This is a genomic window from Collinsella aerofaciens, from assembly GCF_025289055.1.
GTDB lineage: Bacteria > Actinomycetota > Coriobacteriia > Coriobacteriales > Coriobacteriaceae > Collinsella.
Genome location: NZ_JAESIQ010000018.1, coordinates 16,058 through 40,048, shown reverse-complemented (window position 1 = coordinate 40,048; position 23,991 = coordinate 16,058). Strand labels below are relative to the sequence as shown.

Sequence of the window (23,991 nt, the reverse complement as noted above, 5' to 3'; positions counted from 1 at the left end):
TCGGACGCTTTTTCGAGCAATTTTTTTAAAAATGATAAGTAACTTTAAGCAGGTAAACAACTTAATTGTTATTAAAGAAGATTGAATAAACTCACAAAGCAATGTGCCCAACCTAGTCATTGGGGACGTTCTTATTTGACTAGTCGCTTAAGAACGTCCCCAATGACTACTAAGCCAGGAGTGTCCCAAACTGCCGACAGAAAAGGAACGTCCCTAAGTGCCAACTAACCAATTGCCGTCTTCGGCAGCGATGGCAACGCCGTAGGTAGAGGCCGGACAGCGAGCGACGTCCAGAGCGAACAAGTTGGCATGAAAAAGGCAAGGCATAGACCTTCTGGTCATGCCTTGCCTTTTGAATGACAAATTGTCGCTCTGGACGTCGCGCAGCGTCGAGCCGTTACGCGGTTTGGCAAAACCGCGTAACCCACTACACAGCCTGCGCCAGCTTCTCGGCTCGCTCGGCGGCGGCGAGTGCCTCGATCACGGTGCCGAGCTGATCGCCCAGAAGGACGCCGTTGTAGGTGGAGTTGAAGCCGATGCGGTGATCGGTCACGCGGTCCTGGGGCTGGTTGTAGGTACGGATCTTCTCGGAACGGTTGCCATGGCCGATCTGGCTCTGGCGCTCGGCACCGAGCTCGGCCTGCTGCTTCTCGAGCTCCATCTCGTACAGACGGGCACGCAGCATCTGCATGCAGACCTCGCGGTTCTGGATCTGGGAGCGCTGCTCCTGCGACTGCACCACGGTGTTGGTGGGCAGATGGGTAATGCGCACGGCGGAGTAGGTGGTGTTAACGCACTGACCGCCAGGGCCGGAGGCGCAGTAGGTGTCGATGCGCAGGTCGGACTGGTTGATCTGGACGTCGATCTCCTCGGCCTCGGGAAGCACGGCGACGGTAGCCGTGGAGGTCTGAATGCGGCCCTGGGACTCGGTCTTGGGGACGCGCTGGACACGGTGCACGCCGGACTCGTACTTCATAACGGAGTAGACGCGGTCGCCCTCGACCTTGAACTCAATGGACTTAAAGCCACCGGCCTCGCTGGGGCTGGAGTCGAGCACGGTAGTCTTCCAGCCGCGCGACTCGCAAAAGCGCTGATACATCTTGTACAGGTCGCCGGCGAAGATGGCCGCCTCGTCGCCACCGGCGGCGGAGCGGATCTCGACGATGGTGTTCTTGTCGTCGTTGGGGTCGCTCGGGATGAGCATGTACTTGATGTCTTCCTCGAGCTGGGGAAGCTTGGCCTCGTTTTCGGAGATGTCCATCTGGAGCATCTCCTTCTCATCGGCATCGGTGGTATCGTGCAGCATTTCCTTGGCAGCCTCGATGTCATCGAGCGCGCCGATGTACTCGCGCGAGGCGGCGATGAGGTCGGACTGGTGCGCGTATTCCTTGTTGAGACGCGTGAACTCCTTGATATCGGAGGCGACGGCCGGGTCGGAAAGCTTCTTCTCGAGCTCCTCGTAGGCCTTGATGATCTTTTCGAGCTTGTCGCGCATGACGGACTCCTTTATATGCGTGAAGGTGAAAATCGGCAGAATTGATGGGGCGCGGGGCGCCGCTGCGGGGGTAAGCCCGGCTAGAACATGTCGATCCTCAGATACATGCGCATCCCTTCGCGTATGGGGTACATAGTTGCGGTCTAACCCATACATGATAGCGTGCGCAGGCAAACCTGCATATAACCCGCACGGAATCCGACAAAGGGACAGTCCCTTTGTTGGGTTCTAGAGCGTGTGGAGCAGAGCGATGAAAAAGCGGACACCCTGAAGGTAGACTCGGCGGGTAATGCGCTCGTTGGTGCCGTGGACGCCTCGGTCGCACTCGTCATCGTCGACCACAAAGGCCGAGAAACGAATGCACTCAGGGCAAATGCGCTGATAGTTGGCAGCGTCGGTCGCACCGATCACGGTCGAGGGCACAATTGCCACTGGCTCGAATGATCCGTTTTCCTCCGCCCCCTTTGGATCACGGAAATAGCGGGCGACGATGGAGCGAACCGCCTCGAGGCCGGGACCACCGATGCGCGGGGACGGCGAGGGCTCAGAGCTGCCGGGGCCGAGTTCGACCTCCACACGTCCGACAAGGCCCGCCGCGGCAACCGACTCGCAGCAGCGCGCCACAACGTCGGCCACGTTCGTGCCCTCGAGCATGCGGAAGTTGATATTGGCCCACATATTCTGCGGCATTACGTTGGCGCCGGTGCTGCCACCCTCGATCTGCGTGGGCGCGCAGGTGGTCGTCACCAGCGGATAGAGCTTTTTGCTGGCGAGGCAATCGCGGACAATGGCATCCCCGTTGGCGGCAATTTCATCGGCCGTGTAGAGCCCCAACTCGACGAGCTGGGCGGCAAGCAAGTCGGTCACGCGCGTCGGCCACTCGATATCACAGATTGCGGTGATGGCACGGCTGAGCACCTCGAGCGATGTGCCACCGTAGGGGTTGGACGAATGCCCGCCCTCACTCTTCGTCTTGAGCACGATATCGGCATAGCCCTTCTCGGCAAGGTCGGCGTGCATGAGCCAGTCCTCGCCCGCGCTGTACTCGGCAGCCGAAACGATGCGGTAGTCGCCCTCGTCGATCAGGTACTCAAGCTCAATGCCGCGCTCCTCGAGCACGCGACCGATGGCGCCTGCGCCGTACTGCGTAGTCTCCTCGTCCTGGCCAAAGGCCAGGAGCAGCGTGCGCTCGTGCTGCCAACCGTGCGCCAGCGCATACTCAACCGCCTCGAGAATGCCTGCGACCTGGTCTTTCATATCGATGGCGCCGCGACCCCAAATGTAGGTGTCGTCTACATGCCCGCTAAAGGGGGCGTGCGTCCAATCGTCCTCGGTGCCGGGCACCACGGGAACCACGTCCATGTGGCCCATGAGCATAATGGGCTTGAGGGCAGGGTCGGAACCGCTAAGCGTCACCAATAGCGAATGGTCGATAAGCTCGACCTTACCCGCCGTAAATACGTGCGGCCAAGCCTGCTGCATATACGCGCGCAGGTCGTCGAACGACTGCCAGTTCACCGCCTCGGCATCCATGCTCGAGATGGTCGGAAACGATAGCACGCGGCCCAGGCGCTCGCACGCACCAGCCTTGTCCAAATCGGCAAAATCATCCTCATGCGCAAAGAAGCGCCAAACCTCGGCCATGGCATCCTTTCGATTGTGATGACGAGGGCCGCCCCACCGGAGCGGCCCCGCTACATAAGCGTTTGCGGTCGGTTACTTGTCCTCGAGATAACGCGAAAGGAACTCGCGGGTACGCTGGTGCTTGGGGTTGCCAAAGAGCTCCGCCGGCGCGGCATCCTCGAGCACTACGCCCTTGTCCATAAAGACCACGCGGTCGGACACCGTGCGGGCAAAGGCCATCTCGTGCGTGACGACGACCATGGTCATGCCGTCGGCCGCGAGCTTGCGCATGACCTCGAGCACCTCGCCCACGATCTCGGGGTCGAGTGCGGAGGTCGGCTCGTCGAACAGCATGATCTGCGGATTCATGCACAGGGCGCGCGCGATGGCCACGCGCTGTTTTTGACCACCGGACAGGCGACCCACGGCGGCGTGCGCGAACTTCTCGAGCCCCACGCTCGTCAGATGCTCCATCGCGACCTTCTCGGCCTCGGCCTTGCTCATTTTTTTTGAGCGTGACGGGCGCAAGCGTGCAGTTGTCGAGCACATCCATGTTGTTGAACAGGTTAAAGCCCTGGAACACCATGCCGATGTCCTCACGCAGCTTGTTAATGTTGCAGCGCTCGGCCGTAAGGTCCTGGCCGTGGAACCAGATATGGCCCGCGTCCGGAGTCTCGAGCAGGTTGAGGCAGCGCAGAAAGGTCGATTTGCCCGAGCCTGAGGCGCCGATAATGGTGACGACCTCGCCGGGGTTAACGGACAGGTCGATGCCCTTGAGTACCTCGAGCGAGCCGAAGCTCTTGCGCAGGCCCTCGACGCGGATGAGCGGCTCATTGGTCTGTGCGGCGGCCGCGGTGCCGGTAGTGGCGGTATCTGCCATGATGATTCTCCTCGTCTTGAGCCTAGTTGGAGCTGGGCAGCGTGACCGGAGCCTCGGCGCCAAGCTTTTTGCCAAAGGCCTCGAGCAGGCGGCTCGCCACGAGCGTCAGGATCAGGTAGACCACGAGCGCCACGCAGTAGACCTCCATCTGGCGGTAGTACACGCCGGCGACGGTGGTGGTGGCGTACATGAGGTCAAACACGCCGATGACCGAAAGCACCGACGAATCCTTGATGTTGATGATGAGCTCGTTGGTGAGCGCCGGAATCGCGTTTTTAATGCCCTGGGGGAACACGACTTTGCGCATAGCTTGCCACTGCGACAGGCCCAGCGAGCGTGCTGCCTCGGCCTGGCCGGGATCGATGGACTCGATGCCGCCGCGCAGGACCTCCATCATGTAGGCGGTGGAGTTGAGCGAGATGGTGACGAGGCCGGCGGTGAAGGTGCTCCAGATCTGGTTGGCCTGGGCGGTCTCGAAGCCCATGCCGCGCAAAACGGTGAAGCCCGCGTAATAGATGAGCAGGCCCTGGACCATCATGGGCGTGCCGCGCACGATGGTGGAGTAGACGGTCGCAAAGCCGCGGCCGATACTCTTAAAGAAACGCACCAGGTCGTTATCCACGCGGTCGAACGTCTGAATGCGTAGGAACACGAAGAGCAGCGCCAGGAAGAATGCGATGACAGTGCCGAAGGTGGCAAGCGCGATGGTGATCTCGATACCGCGAATGAAGAAGTCCCCGCTCTTGTAGGTCATGTAGACCAGGCTCGACAAAAAGTCGCTGGGGTTGGAATCCGAGACAATGCTCACCTGCACCAGGTCGATAAACGACATGACGCAGCGGTCGATAAAGAAAACTGCCGCGATGGCGACCACGACGTAGCTGCCCAGGCGTGCGCCACGACGGCAGCGCTCGGATGCGAACGGCGACTTTTCGCGATAGTCGTTCCAGTGCATGAGCTTGGTGACCAGCGCCGCCGCCGACACGACGAGCCAGGCCCAAAGAATCGCCCAAAGGCAATCCTGGAAGATACCGGTGGGGGCCAAGAAACTCATCGGCGTGGGGTTGCGCTGGCTAAACGCCAGGCCGAGCGCCGCGATGACGCTCGTGCCCAGGTATACATAACGGTGGTCGGCCTTGATAAAGGAGGCCAGACGATTAATGGTTTTCATGCTGCCTCCCTATGCCGGCTGACGGTCGAGGCACGCGTCCCACATTTGGTCGCGCTCCTCTTGGCTAATGCCCTTGAGTGTCTTGTCGATGAGCTTAAGCAGCTTATCCGAGCCCTTGCGGCAGCCGACGTTTGCTGTGACCTCCTGCTTAAAGCCCTCGCCATCGGCAAACTGAATCGGCACGATACCCGGGTTTTGGGCCATATAGCCCTTCTCGTTCTCAGTGTTGTAGGTCACGGCGTCGCAAGTGCCCTGCAGCAGATTCGAAAACACCGTGGGGACCGAGTCGACCGGGTTTTTGTGGACAACGCCCGGGATCTCGTCGATGACGGTATCGAGCATGGTGTCCTTTTGGCCGAGGACCGTTGCGCCGCTAAAGTCGCTGAGCTTGGTCGCATTCTGATAGGGCGAGCCCTCTTTTACGAACAGGCCAAAGTAACCGATAAAGTACGGGTCGGAAAAGCCGACGGACTCCTCGCGCTCGGGCGTGGCGCTCATACCGGCGATGATGAGGTCGATCTGGCCGTTGTTGAGCGAGTCGATAAGGCCCGAGAAGCTCTGTTTGACGGCAACGGGCTCGCCACCGAGGGCCTTGCAGACGATCTTGGCGATCTGCACGTCGTAACCATCGGCATAGGCGCCCTGCACGTTGTCGATGGGGATGGTGTACTCGCTGGCTTCGGAGACCTGCCAGTTGTACGGGGCGTAGGCCGCCTCCATGCCGATGCGGATCTTGTCCTTGCCGATCACGGAATCGGACAGGTCGTCGCGACCGCCACCCGTCGTGGGCTGAACTACTTCCAGCGTGGAGGGGCGCTGGCAACCGGCAAGTGCGCCGGCGACGACAGAAGCGCTCGCAGCGAGAGCACTACCCAAAAAGATGCGACGGCTGCATACCGGCTGTGGATGCGCGTCGCGTTGATGGGGAGAATGCATAATCTGCCTTCCCTGTTGAATCGTATGCTGACGACTTAACAGGATATACGCCAGCAACTAGCAGCGCAGCACAAGCTCGAAAAATTAATAGACACGCGGTAGTCATTGGGGACGCCGATGTTTTGGCAATGCCGGCGAGCGACGTCCAGAGCGAACAAGTGGCATGAAAAAGGCAAGGCATGACCAGAAGGTCTATGCCTTGCCTTTTGAATGACAACTTGTCGCTCTGGACGACGCGCAGCATCGACCGAGCGGCGGAACCTCTAGAGCAAGGTAACGCTAAAACTGCGCTTGTCCGTCTCGCCCGGGGCCAGGGTGATGGTGTTGACCTTGTGCTCAAAGACATCGTCCTCGGTGTCCATGGTGGTGTGACCGGTCCAGGGCTCGAGCGCCACAAACGGAGCGTCGTTGGCGGCAGACCACACGCCAATGTACTTAAAGCCCTCAAAGTCGATCTTGACGCCGTGACCCGACTTGCGGCCGCGCAGCGTGAGCGTGGAGCCCGGGGTATCGGTGAACATGATGGCGTCGTTATCGAAGCTGCGGTGCGTGATGGGCAGCACGTCCGAGTTATCGGGAGCCTTGTAGCTGCCCTCGAACGTCATGAGGCCATCGGGCGTGATGATGGGGGCCTCGTTGGTCCAAGCCTCGGTAAATGCCAGCTCGTAATCCTCGAACGCCTCGTCCTCGGCACCGGGAGCAGGTACGTTAAATGCGGGGTGGCCGCCCACCGAGAACGGCAGGTCCACGTCGCCGGTATTGGTGACGGCAAAGGTCTGCGTGAGGATGGCGTCGCCGGTCAGGGCATAGGTCATGTTGAGCTTAAAGTGGAACGGAAAGGCCTTGAGCGACTCGGACGTGTCGGTGATCTCGTACGTTACCGAGGAGCCGTCCTCCGAAACCTCGACCAGCTTGTGCTCGACGATGCGCGCGAGTCCGTGGCGCGGCATCTCGCAGGTGCCGGCCGCAGACGTTGCCGTGTTGTTGCGCAGCGAACCCACAATGGGGAACAGGATGGGCGCATGCTTGCCCCAAAAGGCGGGGTCGCCCTGCCACAGATACTCGTTGCCGTTGAGAGCAAGGCTCGTGAGCTGGGCGCCCATGGAATCGATGGCCGCGGTGAGGCCGCCGCGCTTGATGGTAGTGACGGTAGACATGCTACTTCCTCCAAAAGTAAACAATAGTGTCGAGGGCTATTGTCCCACTCTTGGCGGCGGGACGGGACGGCAGGCGATTATTGAGTAGCCATAGCGGAATGAGCGGCGAGCGCCTACTGGGTATCTACGTAAAGGTCAAACCCGCCCTGTGGCGTGGTGTCGACCGTATCGGGCGCCTGCGAGTTAAAGCTCACGGGAACCATGCGCTTTGAGGCACGGAAGCGCGTGCCGTCGGTGGCGACGGGCGGTTCATCGACGGTGAGCTCGTAGTCGCCGGGCTTAAGTTCGATGCCGTCACCAGCGGAATTGACGTATTGATACTCGTCAATCGTCTGCCCTTTGAGCGTGCGCCCCACGATATGGATGAGCATTTGGCTGTCGCCGCGCGCGGTGTCCCACGTCGCGCCGTCCTTGACCTCGACCGACACATGTACCGAGCGCGTGCGGCCGAGCGATTGCTCGACAGACATCTCGACCCTGGCGGCGTCTTTTCGCTGCTGCTCGACATGGCTCCAGACGTTTCCAATTACCGAGCATGCGATAACGCCGGCCATGAAGGCGATAAGGATGGGGCCAAGCGGAGAGCGACGTCCTGCATCTTCCTCGCGAGACAGATTGGGGCGACGTGTGGGTGCGGGCGCCTGAGCGCCCTGCGAGGGCACGTCGAGAATACTGAAGGATGCCGTGCTGTCGGGATCGATGGTGTGACGCGGCTGCGGGGTCTTTGCCGGCGAGATCGACATGTCGGCTGGCTCGCCGAGCGTGGCCGTAGCGTCGGCCTTGGCCTCGTCTGCCTCGGCCTGGGCCCAAGCTTGTTCGAAGGTCAGGGGCTCGACGGGATCGAGGGCGGCGTCCGAGTCGGCGGCGACGTCGTTGCCGGTCTCGTCCTCGTCGCTCGACACGCCACGCGGCGTAGGCTCGTCCCACCCCTCGTCCGGAGTCTCACCCTCGCTATACCACCATTCAAAGTTATCGATATCCATACGGGGCGCCCCTTAGGCCTCGCAAATAAACACTCGCTAGTTTTATACCCCCAGACGACACCGAAGCTCACCCGCGCCGGACACAAAAACCGTCACAACATTCGACGCTTTTCCTCGATTTCGAGATTTTCGCCGAATGTTGTGACGGTTTGGGCGACTGGCCGGCAGCGCAATGCGACAAAGGGACTGTCTCTTTGTCACATTCTGTTAGAGTTGCAGGGATTGAATCCCGCTTATTAATGCGACATTGGAGTGACAGCCTTGACCGCCGCAACCACGCCTAAAAGCAAGTCAACCGCCGCCGCGCTTTCACCTGCGCGCACCAATCTTTGCCTGGCGCTGCTCGTGTTGTTAGGTTTTTCGCTCGGCTGCTCCGAGTTCGTGGTCATCGGCATCGAAAGCGACCTAGCGACGGAACTCGGCGTATCGCTTGCCACCGCAGGCCAACTTATTAGCGTGTTCGCACTGATCTACGCTATCTCGACGCCGGTGCTCGCGCTCAGTACGGGGCGTTTTCGCCGCTACCAGCTGCTCGTGTGCTACAGCATCGTCTTTGTGCTCGGCAACCTGGTCATGGCGTTGGCGCCCAACTTCCAGGTGCTGTTCATCTCGCGCATCATCCTGGGCTCCGTCTCGGGCGCACTGCTCGCCGTGGGCGTGACGTACATCCCCGAGCTTCTGTCTCCGCAGCAAACTTCGCTTGCCATCTCGGTGGTATATGGTGCGTTTTCCGTGGCAATGGTCTTTGTCACTTCGATCGGCAAGTTTGTGGCCGACACGCTCGATTGGCACGTGGCCATGTACGGCACGCTGGCCTTTGCCGTTCTGATCTGCGGAGCGCTCGTGGCGTTTATGCCGCGCGCTGGGCAAACCGACGAGCCCGCCACTTTTCGCGAGCAGGCGGGTCTGCTACGCGAGCCGAGCATCATCACCGGCATGCTCATCTTTTTGTTTGGCGTGGGGTCGGTCTACGTTTTCTACGGCTACGTGACGCCTTATCTTGAGCAGGTGCTGGGCATGGGCACGGTCGAAGCCAGTACCACGCTCATGGCCTACGGCGTGTTCTGCCTGATCTCGAACATCCTGGGCGGATGGATCGATGCGCGCTTTGGCATGAAGGCGCTACTCGTGACGTTTGTGCTGCAGGCTGCAGCGTTACTCGGACTGTTTGCTGTGGGCGGCACCATGCCGCTCGCGCTGGTCTTTGTCTTTAGCCTGGCGCTGCTCATGTACCTGTTCTCGGTGTCGTGCATCACGCACTTTATGGACGTGGCACGCAGCCGCCATCCCAAGTCGATGGTACTCGCAAGTTCGGTTGAGCCCATGGCGTTTAACGTCGGCATCTCGTTTGGCACCGCAGTGGGCGGCGCCGTGGTAAGCAGCGTTGGCATTGCATATGTAGGCGCAGTGGGTGCCGCGTTCTCGCTTGTGGCCTGGGTGCTTACGCTGGTGACGATTAAGTTGGCTCGCTGGGAACGCAAGAGGGCGATGGCGCAGGCGTAGATGCGATACTCGAGCTCGATGATGGCGATCGAAAGGAAACCGCATATGCAACGTGTACTGTTCATCTGCTATGGAAACATCTGCCGCTCGACGATGGCCGAGTCCGTGTTTACCGAGCTGGTGCGCCGCGCTGGACGCGAGGCGGAGTTTGTCATTGATTCCGCTGCAACGTCGACCGAGGAGATCGGCAACCCGCCACACCACGGTACCGTTGCCAAGCTGCGCGAGGTCGGGATTCCCGTCGTCGCACATCGTGCACGTCAGGTGCGTCGCGCGGAGTATGGCGACTGGGATCATATTGTCTATATGAATGCTGAGAACGCGCGTGGCCTGCGTCGCATCTTTGGCGACGACCCCGACGGCAAGATTACGCGCTTGCTCGATTGGACCGAGCGCCCCGGCGACGTAGCCGATCCCTGGTACACCGGCAATTTCGATGCCACCTACCGCGATGTACTCGCCGGTTGCACCGCCATGCTCGAGCAGCTGTAGGCAAGCGAAGTCGCGGGCCACGCCTTCGGCGCGAAACAAGCGTGGATTTTCTCCCGCTTTGAGCGTTCAAGTGCGCCCTAAACAGGAAAAAATCCACACTCCCGGATGTGACAAAGGGACTGTCCCTTTGTCACATCCGGGACTGGCCCTAGACCGGCTTGACCTCCAGCTTTATCCCCTCGGCACAGGAGTCGCCCAAAACATCCGAAAGGGCCCAGGTCGCATATAGCGGCAAATAGAGAACCGCTCCGTTGCGCTCAACGTTGCCTCTCGAGAAAACAATCCCGAGCCTTACGCCATATTCAGCCGTATCAAGCACATGGCCGAGCGCAGCGTGCGCGTGGTAATAGGAGCCCGATTTAACCTCGATCGGAACAGCCGTCCCATCCGGTCCATCGACCACAAAGTCCACTTCACCGCGCTTTTTTGTCTGATAGTAGTAAAGCTGGCGATTTTGGGCAGTCAGCTGCTGGGCCACCACGTTTTCGTAAATGCCGCCCAGATTGGGCTCCTTGCTATCAAGATACGCCGCTTGGGCGACTCCAACGGGGTAGCGCGCCATCAACATGCCCGTATCCGATTGGTATAGCTTGAACTGCGATGGCCGTGCCGTCTTGAGCAGGGGCGACTTTGGCTCGGTTACGATATCGGCTTTGAGAGCAACGCCGGCATCGACAAGCCAGACAAAATCTCGCTGGTACTTCTCATAATGCGCCTTGGGGTCAATGGAATTGAGCACGAAACGCTTGTGTTCGCCCTCAAGCATAATGGGGAGCTGATCGTAGATGCTCTGCACCTGAAGGGCACGCCCGCTTGCATACTTGGAAATATCCCGTCGGTACTGTTCGTTGAGCTCTGACTGTAGCTGACGAACAGAGGCAAGGTCGCCCTGCGTGTCAAGGAAACGCTGCACGACCTCCGGCATTCCGCCGACAACGGTATAGGTCCTGAAGTTTGCCATCATCGCGTCATGAATGTAATCAGGAATGGGCCTCTCGCTGATACACGCGTCACGTATCGTTTGGCGAGCCCCCTCGCTCACCCCGGTTGCCCAGCAAAACTCCTCAAAATCGAGCGGGAACATCCTAAGCTCGTGAACATACCCCACGGGATAGGACCTGACGCCCTTGAACTGAGTCCCGAGCATTGACCCCGAAAACGCCCAGCGGCACCTCCCGTCCTCAACAAGGAACTTTGCCATCGTCATGATGTCGGGGGCCTCTTGGACCTCATCGATAAACACGAGCGTTTTGCCTGGCGCAATCGACTTTCCCGAAAGAAGCGTCACCCTGCTGATGAAATCATCGGCATTCCGCGCCTCGAGAAGAGCATCTTTTGCCTGGCGGTTTTCCATGAGGTTAAGCTCGATGTAGGTTGCATGGTTGGCTTTGCCAAATGCGCGAATCGAATAGCTTTTGCCAATCTGGCGAGAACCCGTAATGAACAAGGCCTTTTGCTCGGAAGACTTCAGCCAACGCTCCAGCTCTGCCGCTATTTTCCTGCGCAGCATAGGCTCTCCCCTCGGTGTCATCGAATGAAATGCAAAGTTTTATATGCTTGATTATCGATGAAACGCAGAATTTTTAGAACCTAAAATCGGATGAAATGCAGAGATTTGAAATTATAAGCAAAAGAAGGGGCATCACCGGCGAATGTGTCAAAGGGGCTGCCCCTTTGTCACATTGCGCTCGACTACTCGTCAACGATCTCGGCAAGCCAGACGTTCAGCGTATCGACCTCGGGGCAGCAGAACTTTGCCGCACCAGGCTCGTTGCCAGGCACGGTTCCGCCATAGCGCAGGATATCGATATAGGGAAAGCCCACGTGACAGGCCATAGCGCACATCTTGCCGCGGTCTCGATCGAAGTCGAAGACGTCTCCCGGCTTGTGACCATGGTGACAACGGCACGCACCCAGCTGGTCCACGCAGCTCACGCGGATACGCGGACGCTTGCCACGCGGCGCACCGAGCGGCCCGTTCTCGCCCGCAGGCTTGACGCCGCCCTCGCCGGCGTTACTCATGGTCGATCACATCCAGGCAGGCCTCGATGGGAAGGCCGGCCGACTTGTCTTCTTGGTCGGCATTGCGCTCGATAAGCTCGGCCACCACACGCATGGCGTCGGTCGTCGCACGCTGTAAGCTCCAGCCGGCCATAACGCGACCCACGAGCACCGACGAGAACGTATCGCCCGTGCCCGGGAAATACACCGGGATCAGCTCAAAGGGAATCGTGAAGTACTCTCCCGCCACATGGTCGTAGCCGATGACGGCACTCGCCCCGTCGACCTTCGCGCTCGTAATGACCACCGACTTGGCGCCCAGCGCGAGCATGGCGTCCACGAGCGCACGAGCCTCATCGGCCGTAATCTGCTCGGCCATAGGCGTATCGGTGAGCAGACACGCCTCGGTATAGTTGGGCACCGCGTAGTCGGCGCACTCGACCAGGCTGCGCATAAGGCCGATGGTCGATTCGGGCACGCCGGCGTAGAGCCTGCCGTTGTCGGCCATGATGGGGTCGACGAACACCTTGGTGCCTTTTTGCGAACGGCGGTGGCAAAAGTCCGAGATGATGCGCGCCTCTTCCTCGGTCACGATAAAGCCGGTCGAGATGGCGTCGAATTCAAAGCCGAGCTCCTCCCAGATGGCAAGACTCTGACGCACGTACTCCGTGGTGTCGTGGATGTAAAACTTGGGGTAGTTGAGCGTATCGGAAACGAGGGCCGTCGGCAGGTTGTGGATACGGTAACCCATGTGCGACAGCACCGGCAGCATGGCAGAAAGCGCGACCTTACCGTAGCCGCACATATCGTTGATCAGCAGCAGCTGAGTATTCTTCATGAGTGTCCCCCTTGGATCGGGCGCGGCGCAACGGCGCCACAGTGCGACTAAGTGTAGCGCAGGGGACGTTGTGAACGGGCGCTACGGTCGCGAAGAGCGCATTGTTGCGAAAAGGTTTCGGAAAATGATCCCTTTTCCTCCGTCCACAAGGGATCACATGCGCCGAAGCGGACCGTGGCGGAATCACAGGTTGAGGACGTAGTCGTTAGGGACGTTCTTAAATGACTAGTCAAACAAGAACGTCCCCAACGACTATCGATGTTTTGGCAGCGGCAGCGAGCGGGTCGCATTTGAGACAAGATGACGTGAAACGAAAGGGCGCCGACCTTTTGGTCGCGCCCTTGAAGTTGAACGTCAGATTGCCCAAATGCGGCCCGCGCAGCGTCGAGCCGTTACGCGGTTTGGTAAAACCGCGTAACCACTAGTTTGGTACCTTGACAATCAATCTATGCGCTCCTAAATTGGTTAGGCACAAAACAATTCCACTACCTAACTAAAGAGAGGAGCGAAGCTTAGATATGTGTGTTGAACCACTCGTCCTTCCGCATGAGCCCGGCGGTGACCCGTCGCAACCGGTAGACATACCCGAAGCGGTCAGCGCTGAAGACAAACTCGCCAAGCGCATCCTGAGCGGCCTGGGCTTTTGCGGCCATTACATGCATTTTCATGGCGGAGGCGTGTCCGGCAAGGCGCCCATCATCTGCCTACTGGCCAAGCAGCCCGGCGGCGAGATGTCGCAGCAGGAACTCGGCATGCACTTTGACCTCAAGCCGGGGTCGCTTTCCGAGATCCTGTCCAAGCTCGAGGTCAACGGCCTCATCGAGCGCAGCCGTAACCCCAAGGATCGACGACAACTCACCATTCGCTTGACCGAAACCGGCCGGGAAAACGCCCGCATCGACCAGGCGGCCCGCATCCGCTTTAGAGAGCGCGCCTTTAGCGCGCTCACCCACGACGAGCGCGAGGACCTCGCCGAAATGCTCGATAAAATCCGCGTAACCTGGGAGGAACTGGATGATTAAAACCCTCATGGGCAGCATCCGCGACTATATGAAAGTCACCGTTGCCACGCCGTTGCTCGTGCTTGGCGAGGTGCTCTGCGAGATGCTGATTCCATTTATCACTGCCAACCTGATCGACGCCATCAAAGACGGCGCCACCGTAGCCGAGATGCTTCCCACCGCAGGCTTTTTGGTGCTTATCGCGCTGACGTCGCTTGCTTTTGGTGCCGCTGCCGGCGTCACCTGCAGCCATGCGAGCTGCGGCTTCGCCAAGAACCTGCGTCACGACCTGTTCTACAAGATCCAGACGTTCAGCTTTGCCAACATCGATGAGTTCTCGAGCTCCTCGCTCGTCACGCGCCTGACCACCGACATCAACAACGTTCAGCAGGCCTTTATGATGATTATCCGTATCGCCGTGCGCGCGCCGCTGGTATTGATCTTCGCCTTTACCATGGCGTTTATCATGGGCGGCAGCGTCGCCATGGTCTACCTGGTCATCATTCCGCTACTGGGCTTTGGACTGTTCTTTATCATCTTTAAGGTGCGCCCCATCTTCTCGCGCGTGTTCCACAAGTACGACGCCCTTAACGAGTCCGTCGAGGAAAATGTCACCGGCATGCGCGTGGTCAAGAGCTATGTGCGCGAAGACTTTGAGAAGGAGAAGTTCGCGACCGCCGCACGCGACGTCCAGATGGACTTCACCCGCGCCGAGAAGCTGCTCGCCTTTAACAACCCCATGATGAACATCTGCGTCAACGGCGCGTTTGTCGTCATCATCTACCTGGGCTCCAAGCTCATCATCACGAGCCAGGGCACGCTGTTCGACGTGGGCCAGCTCTCCTCGATCTTTACCTACGGTTTTCAGATCCTCATGAGCCTGATGCAGCTGTCGATGATCTTTGTCATGGTGACCATGGCCGACGAATCGGCGCACCGCATTACCGAGGTGCTGGCCGCCGAGCCCACGATCGCCGATCCCGCCGAGCCCGTGCTCGAGGTTGCCGACGGCTCCATCGACTTTGACCACGTGAGCTTTAAGTATTCCGCGCATGCGAAGCGCCAGGCGCTCGACGATATCGACCTGCACATTAAGAGCGGCGAGACCATCGGCATCATCGGCGGCACCGGCTCGGCCAAGTCCACGCTCGTAAACCTCATCGCCCGCCTGTACGACGCCACCGAAGGCACCGTGCGCGTGGGCGGCATGGACGTGCGCGACTACGACCTGGACGCACTGCGTCACCAAGTGGCCATGGTGCTACAGAAAAACGTGCTGTTTAGCGGCACCATCGCCGAGAACCTGCGCTGGGGCGACCCGAACGCCACCGACGAGGAAGTCCGCGAGGCGGCACATCTGGCCTGCGCCGATGAGTTTGTCGACGGCTTCCCCAAGGGTTACGACACCTGGATCGAGCAGGGCGGCTCCAATGTTTCCGGCGGTCAGAAGCAGCGCCTGTGCATTGCGCGTGCCCTGCTGCGTCGCCCCAAGATCTTGATCCTGGACGACTCCACCAGCGCCGTCGACACCAAGACCGACGCCAAGATTCGCGCAGGGTTGGCAAGCTATCTGCCCAACACGACCAAGCTCATCATCGCCCAGCGCATTAGCTCCGTACAGGATGCAGACCGCATCATCGTCATGGAGGGCGGCCGCATCGCGCAGATCGGCAACCATGACGAGCTGCTTAAGACGAGCGAAATCTACCGCGAGACCTTTACCTCGCAAAACAAGATGTCTGCCGAGGGCGAAGAGGCCGTCGAGGCCGACACCGAGGCATCCGTAACGCAAGCTCAGACCCAGGAAGGAGGCGAGGCACATGAGTAAGGCAACGACCGCCGAGCGCGCGCTCAACCGCAAGGGCGACACCATGTCGCGCCTCATCAAGACGCTCTTTGGCTTTTACCCCGTGCTTTTGCCCCTCGTCGTCGCCGGCGTGGTGCTCTGCGCCATCATCAACTCCATCGGCGCGACCTTCCTTCAGAGCGCCCTGCAGATTATTAGCGAATCGTGGCAGTCGGGCGATTGGGGAGCCGCGCAGCCCAAGATCGCACAGCTCGTGACCACCCTCGCCTGCATCTACGGCATCGGCATCCTGTCCTCGCTCTTCTGGAACCGCGCCATGGCCATCGTCACGCAGGGCTCGCTGGAGAAGCTGCGCGAGAAGATGTTCAACCGCATGCAGGACCTGCCGATCCGCTACTTCGACACGCACCAGCGCGGCGACATCATGAGCCACTACACCAATGACATCGACACGCTGCGCCAGATGATCAGCCAGTCGCTGCCCAACCTGCTCATGACGGTCATCGTCATCGTCACGGTGTTCTTTATCATGCTGTACTACAGCGTGTGGATGTGCTTGGTCATTATTGCCGGCGTCGCCTTTATGACCTTTATGACCAAGCTGCTCGGCTCCAACTCCGCGCGCTTCTTTATTGCGCAGCAGACCGAGCTCGGCGTTGTCGAGGGCCATATCGAGGAAGTCATGAACGGCCAGAAGGTCGTCAAGGCATTCTGCCACGAGTCTGCCGCCGAAGCCGATTTTGACGAGCGCAACGAAAAGCTCTTCGAGGTCTCGCAGAAGGCCAACATGTACGCCAACATCCTCATGCCCATCCTTATGAACCTGGGCAACCTGCTCTACGTGCTGGTCGCACTGGCCGGCGGCATTTTCCTAGCGCTGGGCGTGCCCAACCTGAGCATCTCGGGCATGGCGCTGTCCATCGCCGTCGTGGTGCCGTTCCTCAACATGACCAAGCAGTTCTGTGGACAGATCGGCCAGATCTCGCAGCAGATCAACGCCGTGGTCATGGGCCTCGCCGGCGCCGACCGTATCTTTGAGCTCATCGACGAGGAGCCCGAAGCCGACGAAGGCTATGTGACGCTTGTCAACGCTCAGGTGAACCCCGATACCTGGCAGCTCGAGGAGGCCGACCACCACACTGGCATGTGGGCGTGGAAACATCCGCACCGCGCAACCGGCGAGATCGAGTACGTGCCGCTGCGTGGCGACCTGGTCATGGACAACGTCGACTTTGGCTACACGCCCGACCACGAGGTGCTGCACGGCGTGTCCGTGTTTGCCAAGCCGGGCCAGAAGGTCGCGTTTGTCGGCGCCACCGGTGCCGGTAAGACGACCATCACCAACCTCATCAACCGCTTCTATGACATCGCCGACGGCAAGATTCGCTACGACGGCATCAACGTCAACAAGATCCGCAAGGCAGACCTGCGCCGCTCGCTGGGCGTGGTGCTGCAGGACGTAAACCTGTTCACCGGCACCGTGATGGATAACATCCGCTACGGCAATCTGGATGCCACCGACGAGGAGTGCATCGCGGCAGCAAAGCTCGCCGGCGCGGACGACTTTATCACCCGCCTGCCCGACGGCTACGACACGATGCTCACCGGCAACGGCGCCCAGCTGTCGCAGGGCCAGCGCCAGCTGATCTCGATCGCACGCGCCGCCGTCGCCGATCCGCCGGCGATGATCCTGGACGAGGCCACGTCGAGCATCGATACCCGCACCGAGGCCATCGTGCAAGCCGGCATGGACAAGCTCATGGAAGGCCGCACGACGTTTGTCATCGCGCACCGCCTGTCCACCGTGCGCAACTCCGACGCGATCATCTGTCTGGATCACGGCCGCATCATCGAGCGCGGCAACCACGACGAGCTGATTGCCAAGCGCGGGTATTACTACCAGCTCTATACCGGAGCGTTTGAGCTGGAGTAGTTCGGCTCGCCGAGATGGCCGATTTGCCGCTCATTCGTCGGGCATGACCCTAAGGTCAATGCCCTCCTCTTTCGGGGCAAATCGACTCATCTCAACGACCCAAACACAATGCACCGCAACGAATAAAGCCTCCGCAGCCACACGAGCTGCGGAGGCTTTATTCATGCCGGCCGGAAACCGTATCCCACTTTTCGGGCCCAAAATGGGATGCCGTTTCCCGCTGGACCCCCTCCGGGAAACGGCATCCCATTTCAAGGGAGTAAACCGGGATGTGATTTCCCCTAACGGCACCTTTGGGAAGCCGCATCCCACTCTAGACGCACAAAACGGGATGAACTTTCCCATGGTGATCAAAGACCAGAAGCATGTCCGATAGCGCGGCCAGGTCAAGAACAACAAGGCAAGCGTCACGCCAATTTGGACGAGCGTCTGCTGCAGTTTAAGGCTGCTGGCCCATATGGTAGAGTTAACCACCCATGAATTTCAGCACACTGCGTGCTACCTGTTCTTTTGTCATTTAGGGAAGTGAACTTGTGAACACTTCTGTCGCCAAGAAGGCCAGCCAGGCGGTGCGCCTGCTCATGATGGTGCTCACGGCAGTTCTCATCTTCTTCTTCATCAATGTTATGCTGCTCGTCTCCGATATCCAGGGCACGGCACGCGTGGTCAACTATGCCGGTCTGGTGCGCGGTACCACGCAGCGAATCGTTAAGCTCGAGGACGCGGGCCAGCCTCAAGATGACCTGCTCAAAGCCGTGGATTCATACATCAACGGTTTGCGTTACGGAAGTGACGACCTCAACCTCGTCCGTCTCGACGACGACGAGTATCAGGCAAAGATGACCGAGCTTGCAAACTACTTTGATGAGCTTCGCACCGAGATTGCCCGCGTGCGCGAAGTCGGCTACGAGAACACCGACATCATCTCCATGAGCGAGGAGTTCTTTGGCATTTGCGACGATGCTACGCGACTCGCAGAGGACTACTCTCAGGAGAAGGCGTCGGCGCTCAACTATCTCGAGGGCTTGGTGATCATCGACATCGTGGGCTTGGTGGCGACCTTTGCGGTCGAGCTTGTTCGCGCGGTGCGAACTGCCGCGCTCAATCGCGAGCTGCAGAGCAAAGTCTATCTCGACGAAGCCACGGGACTGCCCAACAAGAACAAGTGCGAGGAGGTCTTGGGGCAGGAGCAGCCTGTCTCCGCGGAGGCGCCCGTTGCGGTGTGCGTCTTCGACCTTAACAATCTACATACGGTCAATAACAGCTTCGGCCACGAGAAGGGCGACGAATACATCCGTTCTTTTGCCCGGCAACTGGGAAGTGTGGCGTCCGAGACGTGCTTTGTGGGCCGCGACGGCGGCGATGAGTTTATCGCGGTGCTGTGGGATGCCGATCGGGCTGCCGTGGAGTCCTGTCTCGCTCGGGTTCGTACGAACGTGAACGAGTATTCCGAGGCTCACCCCGACATGCCTATCAGCTATGCGGTGGGCTATGCGCTTTCCAGTGATTTTGATGAACCGCCTACGATGCGCGAGCTCTTTTCCCAGGCCGACAAGAACATGTACGTCGATAAGAACCGCGTAAAGGCAGCCGAGACAGCCGACCCGCAACGCGAGGACCGCTAAACCCGTCCTAAATGAGCTACTTGAGGAGTTGGGCCATGGCGTTGACGAATTTTTGGACTTGGAGGGTGGGCTCGAGCGGGTAGTGCAGAAAGACCGGCACCTCGCGGCCGCACAGGAACGGCACGCCCACAAAGGCTGGGTGCACCCCCGACCACGCTCCGCAGGTGAGTACCGCGTCGCCCTTTTCCTCCGCCTCGTTAAAGAGCGCAAAGTCGAAGCTGTCCACATCGATCACGTCCACGCCGCCGTCTGCCAACAGATCGATACGCAGGCTGTCCATAGCGTCGTTGCCGTGGCGGAGCACGCGCAGGCGCATGCCCTCTAAGTCGGCAACCGTAATGCGTTTCTTGCGCGCCAGCGGGCTCGTCCGTGGCACGTCGATATAAAACGTCACGTTAACGATGCGGAGCTTTTGGCAGGCATCACCCCAGCGCGGGGTCGAAAAACTCGACTGCACTACATCCACCTCGCGACCAAGGCTGCGCATGACGGATTCGCGTTCGTCGTAGAGGTCGCTCACCGGCACGATCTCGAAGCGCAACGATGGCTCCAGCTCGTGTACGCCCGTCCACATCGACAGCGTCTGGCGCCCCGGACACATCATCGACACGCCCAGACGCACGGCCCCGCCATCGCCTGCCGCGCGTCGGGCACGGCGTAGCGCGTCCTCGGACTGCCGCATGATCGAACGTGCATCGTCCACCAGCAGAGCACCTGCCGGCGTCACCTTAACACCAGAATGCGAGCGCTCGAACAACGTGATGCCAAACTCGGCCTCGAAGCCCGACACCTGCTTGACGAGCGCCGGGGTCGACACGCGCAATTTTGCCGCCGCCCGCGAGAAGCTTCCCAACTCAGCGGCGGCCGATATGGCCTCGAGTCGTCGATCGTACACGTCAATCTCCTGTTTCCAGACGTATGCCCATGCACTGCCGAAGGGGGTCTTTTTGGCAGGTCACACACTCAATTAAAGGCGCATTGTCTTGCGAGCTATAAACCATTGGTTAACGCCATTCTAACAAATATGCAATTCACCTGCGCAAATGTAAAGCATACGATAACCAGCGAAAACCACGTGGGTCGATTAATGGGAGCGACCCACCGGGAGGCACAAGAAGGGAAGTTCCTATGAGCAATTGGCTTAAGCTCGAGGGCGATGTCTGCGCCGTGACTGGCGCGCTCGGCGGTATGGGCGTCGAGATTTGCCGCGAGTTCGCCCGCAACGGCGCCAACGTCGTCCTGCTCGATCTGGACGAGGAAAAGGTCAAGGCCGCAGCCGCCGACCTCGCCGCCGAGTTTGGCATCCACGCCGAGGGCTACAAGATGAACGCCACCGACGAGGCCGAGGTTCAGGCCGCCGTCGACGCCACCATCGCCGACTTCGGCCGTGTCGACGTCCTCGTCAACACCGCCGGCATCCTGCGCTTCGCCGCCATGGAGGACCTGCCGCTGAGCGACTGGGAGCAGGTGCTCAACGTCAACCTCACCGGCTACTTCATCACCTCGCAGCGTTTTGGTCGAGAGATGATCAAGGCCGGCCAGGGCCGCCTGGTGCACATCTCGACCGTCGCCAGCCACTCCCCCGAGACGTTCTCGGGCGTGTACAGCTCCACCAAGGCGGGCGTCAACATGATGTCCAAGATGCTCGCCGCCGAGTGGGGCCCCTACGGCGTCCGCTCCAACTGCGTCGAGCCCTGCTTCGTTAAGACCCCGATGTCGGCCAATTTCTACGCCGACCCCGAGGTCGAAAAGAGCCGCAGCCGCCTGATCGCCACGCGCCGCATCGGCGAGGTCAGCGATATCGCCAACGCCGTCATGTTCCTGGCGTCCAAGCGCTCGGACTTTACCACCGGCGACGCCATCAAGGTCGACGGCGGCTTCTCCAACATGATGGGCGACCTCACCGCCAAACCCGGCGGCCGTCGCGCCTATGCCGACAACTACCTTAAGAACAAGGGTGTCGAGCTCTGGTCCGATGAGTCCGGCGTCGCCAAGCCGACTGACCAGTAAACCAACCCGACAGGGAGGACCCGCAGACACGCCTGTTCCTCCCCCGTATCGATTAGAAAGAGTCCAATGGCTTCCACCAACTCCAACAAGGGTCGCGCCGTCGTGCTTTCCGCCGCGTGCGTCACCATGTTCTTCATCAGCTCCATCGCGCTGTATTCCGTCGTGAGCAAGAACCTGCTCGCCGTCTACCCCGAGTGGTCCAGCGCTCTTACCTGGGCCTTCCCGGTCTTTCAGACCATCATGGCCGTGACGGGCATCTTCGCCGGCCGCATCTCCGATAAGATCGGCCCGCGCAACGTCGTGATCGCCGCCGCCGCGTGCTACGGCCTGGGCTGGTTCATGTCCGGCACCGTCACCGAGCCGTGGCAGTTCTACCTGTGGTTCTCGCTCGTCGCCGCCATCGGCAACGGCCTGGGCTACAACCCCGCGCTCACCACCGGCCAAAAGTGGTTCATCGACAAGAAGGGTCTCGCCTCCGGCATCACCCTGGCCGCTTCGACCGCCGGTCCCGCCGTGCTGTCCCCGGTGCTCGCCTCGCTGCTCATCCCGAGCCTGGGCATCTTTGGCGCCCTTAAGGCGCTCGGCGTCATTTTCTTTGTGACAATCGCCGCCTCCGCCCTGTTCCTGAAGGCCCCCGAGGCCGGCTGGCTGCCCGAGGGCTTCGAGGCCCCCAAGGGTGGCGCGCATGCCGGCACCTTCGGCGACCTCACCCCGGGCGAGATGGTCAAGACCCCGCGCTTCTGGGTCCTCATCGTCACCTTCGCCTTTGCCGCCACCGCGGGCACCCTGCTCGTGGGCAAGGTTGCCTCCATCGCCGCCGTCCAGCTCTTCGCCGACCCCACGAGCGCCGCGGCCGTCGCCCTCGGCGGCGTGGTCGTCTCCGTCAACACCTGCGCCAACCTGGTCGGCCGTCTGTCCTTTGGCCAGATCATCGACAAGCTCGGCGCCTATAAGTCGCTGCTCATCAGCCTTGTCGTCACCATCGTCGCACTCGTCATCATGTCGATGAGCTTTACGCAGAGCATGTTCTTTGTGGCGCTCGCCCTGCTCGGCTTTAGCTTTGGCGCTCTGCTCGTCATCTACCCGCCGCTCACCGGTGGCGCCTTTGGCACCAGCAACATCGGCGTCAACTACGGCATCATGTTTTTGGGTTATGCCGCTTCCACCTGGATCAGCCAGCCCATCACCGCCGTGCTGTATCACGCCGAGGCCGGCAGCGCCGCCTACCAGCAGTCCTTCTACGGCGCCATTGTGATCGCCGCCATCGCCGTCGTGCTCACCGTCTACATGATGGTCTCCGACAGCAAGAAGAAGTCCGCCTAGTTTTACCGATGCGACAAAGGGACAGCCCCTTTGTCGCATCCCACCGGTCACCAGTATTAAGGAGTCGAAATGTCTGAGCTCAACCCCGTCCGCATTGCCGTTATCGGCGCCGGCGCCATGGGCCGCAACCACATCCGCTTTGTCACCGAGGAACCCGAGGCCGAACTCGTCGCCATCGCCGACGCCTTTGAGGGCGCTCGCGCCACGGCCGAGGCCGCCGGCGTGCCGTTTTACACCGATCCCGCCCAGATGATGGACGAGGTCAAACCCGAGGCCGTCATTATCGCCACCCCCAACGACTTGCACCTGGGCGTTGCCCGCGAGGCTGTGAAGCGCAATATCGTGCCGTTGATCGAAAAGCCGATCTCCAACGATCTCGAGGATGCCCAGGTCTTCGCCGCCGAGGCCGAGACCGCCGGCGTGCCCGTGCTCGTAGGTCAGCACCGTCGCCACAACCCCTTCGTCAACAAGGCCAAGGAGATCATCGAGTCCGGCGAGCTGGGCAAGCTCACCGTGTCGAGCTTCCACTACATGATCTATAAGAATGACGAGTATTTCGATGTCGAGTGGCGCCGCAAGAAGGGTGCCGGCCCGATCCTGGTCAACCTGGTTCACGACGTCGACCTGCTCCGCTATCTGCTGGGCGAGCCTGTTGCCGTCCAGGGTATGCAGTCCAGCGCCGCCCGCGGTTTTGAGACCGAGGACTCCGCCGTGGTCAACGTCCGTTTTGCCGATGGCGCGCTCGCAAGCATGACCATCTCCGACGCCACCGCCAGCCCCTGGAACTGGGAGGCAACCGCTCGCGAGGATCCGCAGTACCGCCCCTTCGACGCCGACGCCTACTTTATCGGCGGCACTAAGGGCGCCCTGTCGCTGCCCCGCCTGCACCAGTTCTCCTACGACGGCGCCTCCAACTGGCACAAGCCGCTGCAGATGGAGATTCCGGCCGTCGACCCGGCACTGCCGCACAAGATGCAGCTCAAGCACTTTGTGAAGGTTGTCCGCCGCGAGGTCGAGCCCGTCGTGACCCCCGCCGATAACGTCAAGACGCTCACGCTGCTTAACGCTATCAAGGAGGCCGCCGAGACCGGCCAGCTCGTCGAGCTGTAATGCCTTAGGGCGAACCGCGGCAGATACCCCATGCCGAACCCCTCGGTCCGCCACCAATAAGCCCCTCTTCTTTGCCCCGCGAGCAGCCTCCTGCCCGCGGGGC

General features: G+C 60.3%; 19 protein-coding genes and 1 pseudogene. 9 read left to right on the top strand and 11 right to left on the bottom strand.

Translation table 11 applies throughout. The annotated features are described in order from the left end of the window. Positions 1-427: 427 nt before the first annotated feature. The 7 genes and pseudogenes from prfA to JMJ97_RS06600 all read right to left on the bottom strand — a co-directional run bounded on the left by prfA (position 428) and on the right by JMJ97_RS06600 (position 8,245). Positions 428-1,495 carry a peptide chain release factor 1 gene (gene prfA / locus JMJ97_RS06630; protein WP_035138783.1) on the bottom strand — a complete coding sequence of 356 codons (1,068 nt, stop codon included), beginning with the start codon at positions 1,493-1,495 and terminating at the stop codon, positions 428-430. 228 nt (positions 1,496-1,723) lie between these two features. Beyond that, positions 1,724-3,139, bottom strand: coding sequence for a M20/M25/M40 family metallo-hydrolase (locus tag JMJ97_RS06625; RefSeq protein WP_260699611.1), 1,416 nt, complete (start codon positions 3,137-3,139; stop codon positions 1,724-1,726). Between the two features lie 72 nt (positions 3,140-3,211). Next, positions 3,212-3,998, bottom strand: a pseudogene (locus tag JMJ97_RS06620) (amino acid ABC transporter ATP-binding protein). Positions 3,999-4,020: 22 nt separating this feature from the next. Then, a complete protein-coding gene (locus JMJ97_RS06615) occupies positions 4,021-5,169 on the bottom strand; it encodes an amino acid ABC transporter permease (protein ID WP_260699609.1) in 1,149 nt (382 codons plus the stop codon). Positions 5,170-5,178: 9 nt separating this feature from the next. Then, complete coding sequence (locus tag JMJ97_RS06610; protein WP_260699607.1) at positions 5,179-6,105, bottom strand: transporter substrate-binding domain-containing protein; 927 nt, start codon at positions 6,103-6,105, stop codon at positions 5,179-5,181. Between the two features lie 263 nt (positions 6,106-6,368). Further along, positions 6,369-7,262 (bottom strand): aldose 1-epimerase family protein, encoded by an 894-nt coding sequence (locus tag JMJ97_RS06605; RefSeq protein ID WP_035138780.1) that lies wholly within the window; start codon positions 7,260-7,262, stop codon positions 6,369-6,371. 113 nt (positions 7,263-7,375) lie between these two features. After that, positions 7,376-8,245 (bottom strand): hypothetical protein, encoded by an 870-nt coding sequence (locus JMJ97_RS06600; RefSeq protein WP_035138779.1) that lies wholly within the window; start codon positions 8,243-8,245, stop codon positions 7,376-7,378. A 261-nt stretch (positions 8,246-8,506) separates the two neighbouring features. Here JMJ97_RS06600 and JMJ97_RS06595 point away from each other — a divergent pair, with 261 nt between their 5' ends. Both JMJ97_RS06595 and JMJ97_RS06590 read left to right on the top strand, forming a co-directional pair. Continuing rightward, positions 8,507-9,748, top strand: a complete 1,242-nt coding sequence (locus tag JMJ97_RS06595) for an MFS transporter (protein WP_260699604.1) — start codon at positions 8,507-8,509, stop codon at positions 9,746-9,748. Between the two features lie 45 nt (positions 9,749-9,793). Next, entirely contained in the window at positions 9,794-10,240 is a 447-nt protein-coding gene (locus tag JMJ97_RS06590) for a low molecular weight protein-tyrosine-phosphatase (protein WP_260699603.1), read from the top strand. 148 nt (positions 10,241-10,388) lie between these two features. On the opposite strand, the gene JMJ97_RS06585 is transcribed toward JMJ97_RS06590, so the two are convergent. The 3 genes from JMJ97_RS06585 to JMJ97_RS06575 form a co-directional block, all read right to left on the bottom strand. Beyond that, a complete protein-coding gene (locus tag JMJ97_RS06585; RefSeq protein WP_260699601.1) occupies positions 10,389-11,750 on the bottom strand; it encodes an ATP-binding protein in 1,362 nt (453 codons plus the stop codon). A 182-nt stretch (positions 11,751-11,932) separates the two neighbouring features. After that, positions 11,933-12,262 carry a TIGR04076 family protein gene (locus JMJ97_RS06580; RefSeq protein ID WP_260699599.1) on the bottom strand — a complete coding sequence of 110 codons (330 nt, stop codon included), beginning with the start codon at positions 12,260-12,262 and terminating at the stop codon, positions 11,933-11,935. After that, a complete protein-coding gene (locus JMJ97_RS06575; RefSeq protein WP_260699598.1) occupies positions 12,255-13,079 on the bottom strand; it encodes a PfkB family carbohydrate kinase in 825 nt (274 codons plus the stop codon). Before JMJ97_RS06575 ends, JMJ97_RS06580 begins: the two co-directional genes overlap by 8 nt. 518 nt (positions 13,080-13,597) lie before the next feature. On the opposite strand from JMJ97_RS06575, the gene JMJ97_RS06570 reads away from it, so the two are divergent. The 4 genes from JMJ97_RS06570 (at position 13,598) to JMJ97_RS09610 (ending at position 19,445) form a co-directional block, all read left to right on the top strand. Beyond that, positions 13,598-14,101 (top strand): MarR family winged helix-turn-helix transcriptional regulator, encoded by a 504-nt coding sequence (locus JMJ97_RS06570; RefSeq protein ID WP_260699597.1) that lies wholly within the window; start codon positions 13,598-13,600, stop codon positions 14,099-14,101. Then, a complete protein-coding gene (locus JMJ97_RS06565) occupies positions 14,094-15,908 on the top strand; it encodes an ABC transporter ATP-binding protein (protein ID WP_260699596.1) in 1,815 nt (604 codons plus the stop codon). The genes JMJ97_RS06570 and JMJ97_RS06565 overlap by 8 nt, the downstream gene beginning before the upstream one ends. After that, positions 15,901-17,820, top strand: a complete 1,920-nt coding sequence (locus JMJ97_RS06560) for an ABC transporter ATP-binding protein (RefSeq protein ID WP_260699595.1) — start codon at positions 15,901-15,903, stop codon at positions 17,818-17,820. Before JMJ97_RS06565 ends, JMJ97_RS06560 begins: the two co-directional genes overlap by 8 nt. 533 nt (positions 17,821-18,353) lie before the next feature. Beyond that, positions 18,354-19,445, top strand: coding sequence for a GGDEF domain-containing protein (locus JMJ97_RS09610; protein ID WP_260699594.1), 1,092 nt, complete (start codon positions 18,354-18,356; stop codon positions 19,443-19,445). A gap of 16 nt (positions 19,446-19,461) precedes the next feature. On the opposite strand, the gene JMJ97_RS06550 is transcribed toward JMJ97_RS09610, so the two are convergent. Beyond that, positions 19,462-20,340 (bottom strand): LysR family transcriptional regulator, encoded by an 879-nt coding sequence (locus JMJ97_RS06550; RefSeq protein WP_215693943.1) that lies wholly within the window; start codon positions 20,338-20,340, stop codon positions 19,462-19,464. Between the two features lie 233 nt (positions 20,341-20,573). Between JMJ97_RS06550 and JMJ97_RS06545 the strand changes: the two genes are divergently transcribed. From JMJ97_RS06545 to JMJ97_RS06535, 3 genes are all read left to right on the top strand, one after another. After that, a complete protein-coding gene (locus JMJ97_RS06545) occupies positions 20,574-21,455 on the top strand; it encodes an SDR family NAD(P)-dependent oxidoreductase (protein ID WP_118934451.1) in 882 nt (293 codons plus the stop codon). A gap of 66 nt (positions 21,456-21,521) precedes the next feature. Further along, entirely contained in the window at positions 21,522-22,778 is a 1,257-nt protein-coding gene (locus tag JMJ97_RS06540) for an MFS transporter (RefSeq protein ID WP_260699592.1), read from the top strand. A gap of 69 nt (positions 22,779-22,847) precedes the next feature. Then, positions 22,848-23,888 carry a Gfo/Idh/MocA family protein gene (locus tag JMJ97_RS06535; RefSeq protein WP_260699591.1) on the top strand — a complete coding sequence of 347 codons (1,041 nt, stop codon included), beginning with the start codon at positions 22,848-22,850 and terminating at the stop codon, positions 23,886-23,888. The last annotated feature ends 103 nt before the right edge of the window (positions 23,889-23,991 follow it).

Bases quoted from the DNA above. Each gene is read 5' to 3' on its own strand.
- JMJ97_RS06610 (WP_260699607.1), bottom strand. From the start codon at position 6,105: ATGCATTCTCCCCATCAACGCGACGCGCATCCACAGCCGGTATGCAGC.
- JMJ97_RS06575 (WP_260699598.1), bottom strand. From the start codon at position 13,079: ATGAAGAATACTCAGCTGCTGCTGATCAACGATATGTGCGGCTACGGT.
- JMJ97_RS06540 (WP_260699592.1), top strand. From the start codon at position 21,522: ATGGCTTCCACCAACTCCAACAAGGGTCGCGCCGTCGTGCTTTCCGCC.
- JMJ97_RS06565 (WP_260699596.1), top strand. From the start codon at position 14,094: ATGATTAAAACCCTCATGGGCAGCATCCGCGACTATATGAAAGTCACC.
- JMJ97_RS06560 (WP_260699595.1), top strand. From the start codon at position 15,901: ATGAGTAAGGCAACGACCGCCGAGCGCGCGCTCAACCGCAAGGGCGAC.
- JMJ97_RS06585 (WP_260699601.1), bottom strand. From the start codon at position 11,750: ATGCTGCGCAGGAAAATAGCGGCAGAGCTGGAGCGTTGGCTGAAGTCT.
- prfA (WP_035138783.1), bottom strand. From the start codon at position 1,495: ATGCGCGACAAGCTCGAAAAGATCATCAAGGCCTACGAGGAGCTCGAG.
- JMJ97_RS06615 (WP_260699609.1), bottom strand. From the start codon at position 5,169: ATGAAAACCATTAATCGTCTGGCCTCCTTTATCAAGGCCGACCACCGT.
- JMJ97_RS06535 (WP_260699591.1), top strand. From the start codon at position 22,848: ATGTCTGAGCTCAACCCCGTCCGCATTGCCGTTATCGGCGCCGGCGCC.
- JMJ97_RS06545 (WP_118934451.1), top strand. From the start codon at position 20,574: ATGAGCAATTGGCTTAAGCTCGAGGGCGATGTCTGCGCCGTGACTGGC.
- JMJ97_RS06605 (WP_035138780.1), bottom strand. From the start codon at position 7,262: ATGTCTACCGTCACTACCATCAAGCGCGGCGGCCTCACCGCGGCCATC.
- JMJ97_RS06600 (WP_035138779.1), bottom strand. From the start codon at position 8,245: ATGGATATCGATAACTTTGAATGGTGGTATAGCGAGGGTGAGACTCCG.
- JMJ97_RS06625 (WP_260699611.1), bottom strand. From the start codon at position 3,139: ATGGCCGAGGTTTGGCGCTTCTTTGCGCATGAGGATGATTTTGCCGAT.
- JMJ97_RS06580 (WP_260699599.1), bottom strand. From the start codon at position 12,262: ATGAGTAACGCCGGCGAGGGCGGCGTCAAGCCTGCGGGCGAGAACGGG.
- JMJ97_RS06590 (WP_260699603.1), top strand. From the start codon at position 9,794: ATGCAACGTGTACTGTTCATCTGCTATGGAAACATCTGCCGCTCGACG.
- JMJ97_RS06570 (WP_260699597.1), top strand. From the start codon at position 13,598: ATGTGTGTTGAACCACTCGTCCTTCCGCATGAGCCCGGCGGTGACCCG.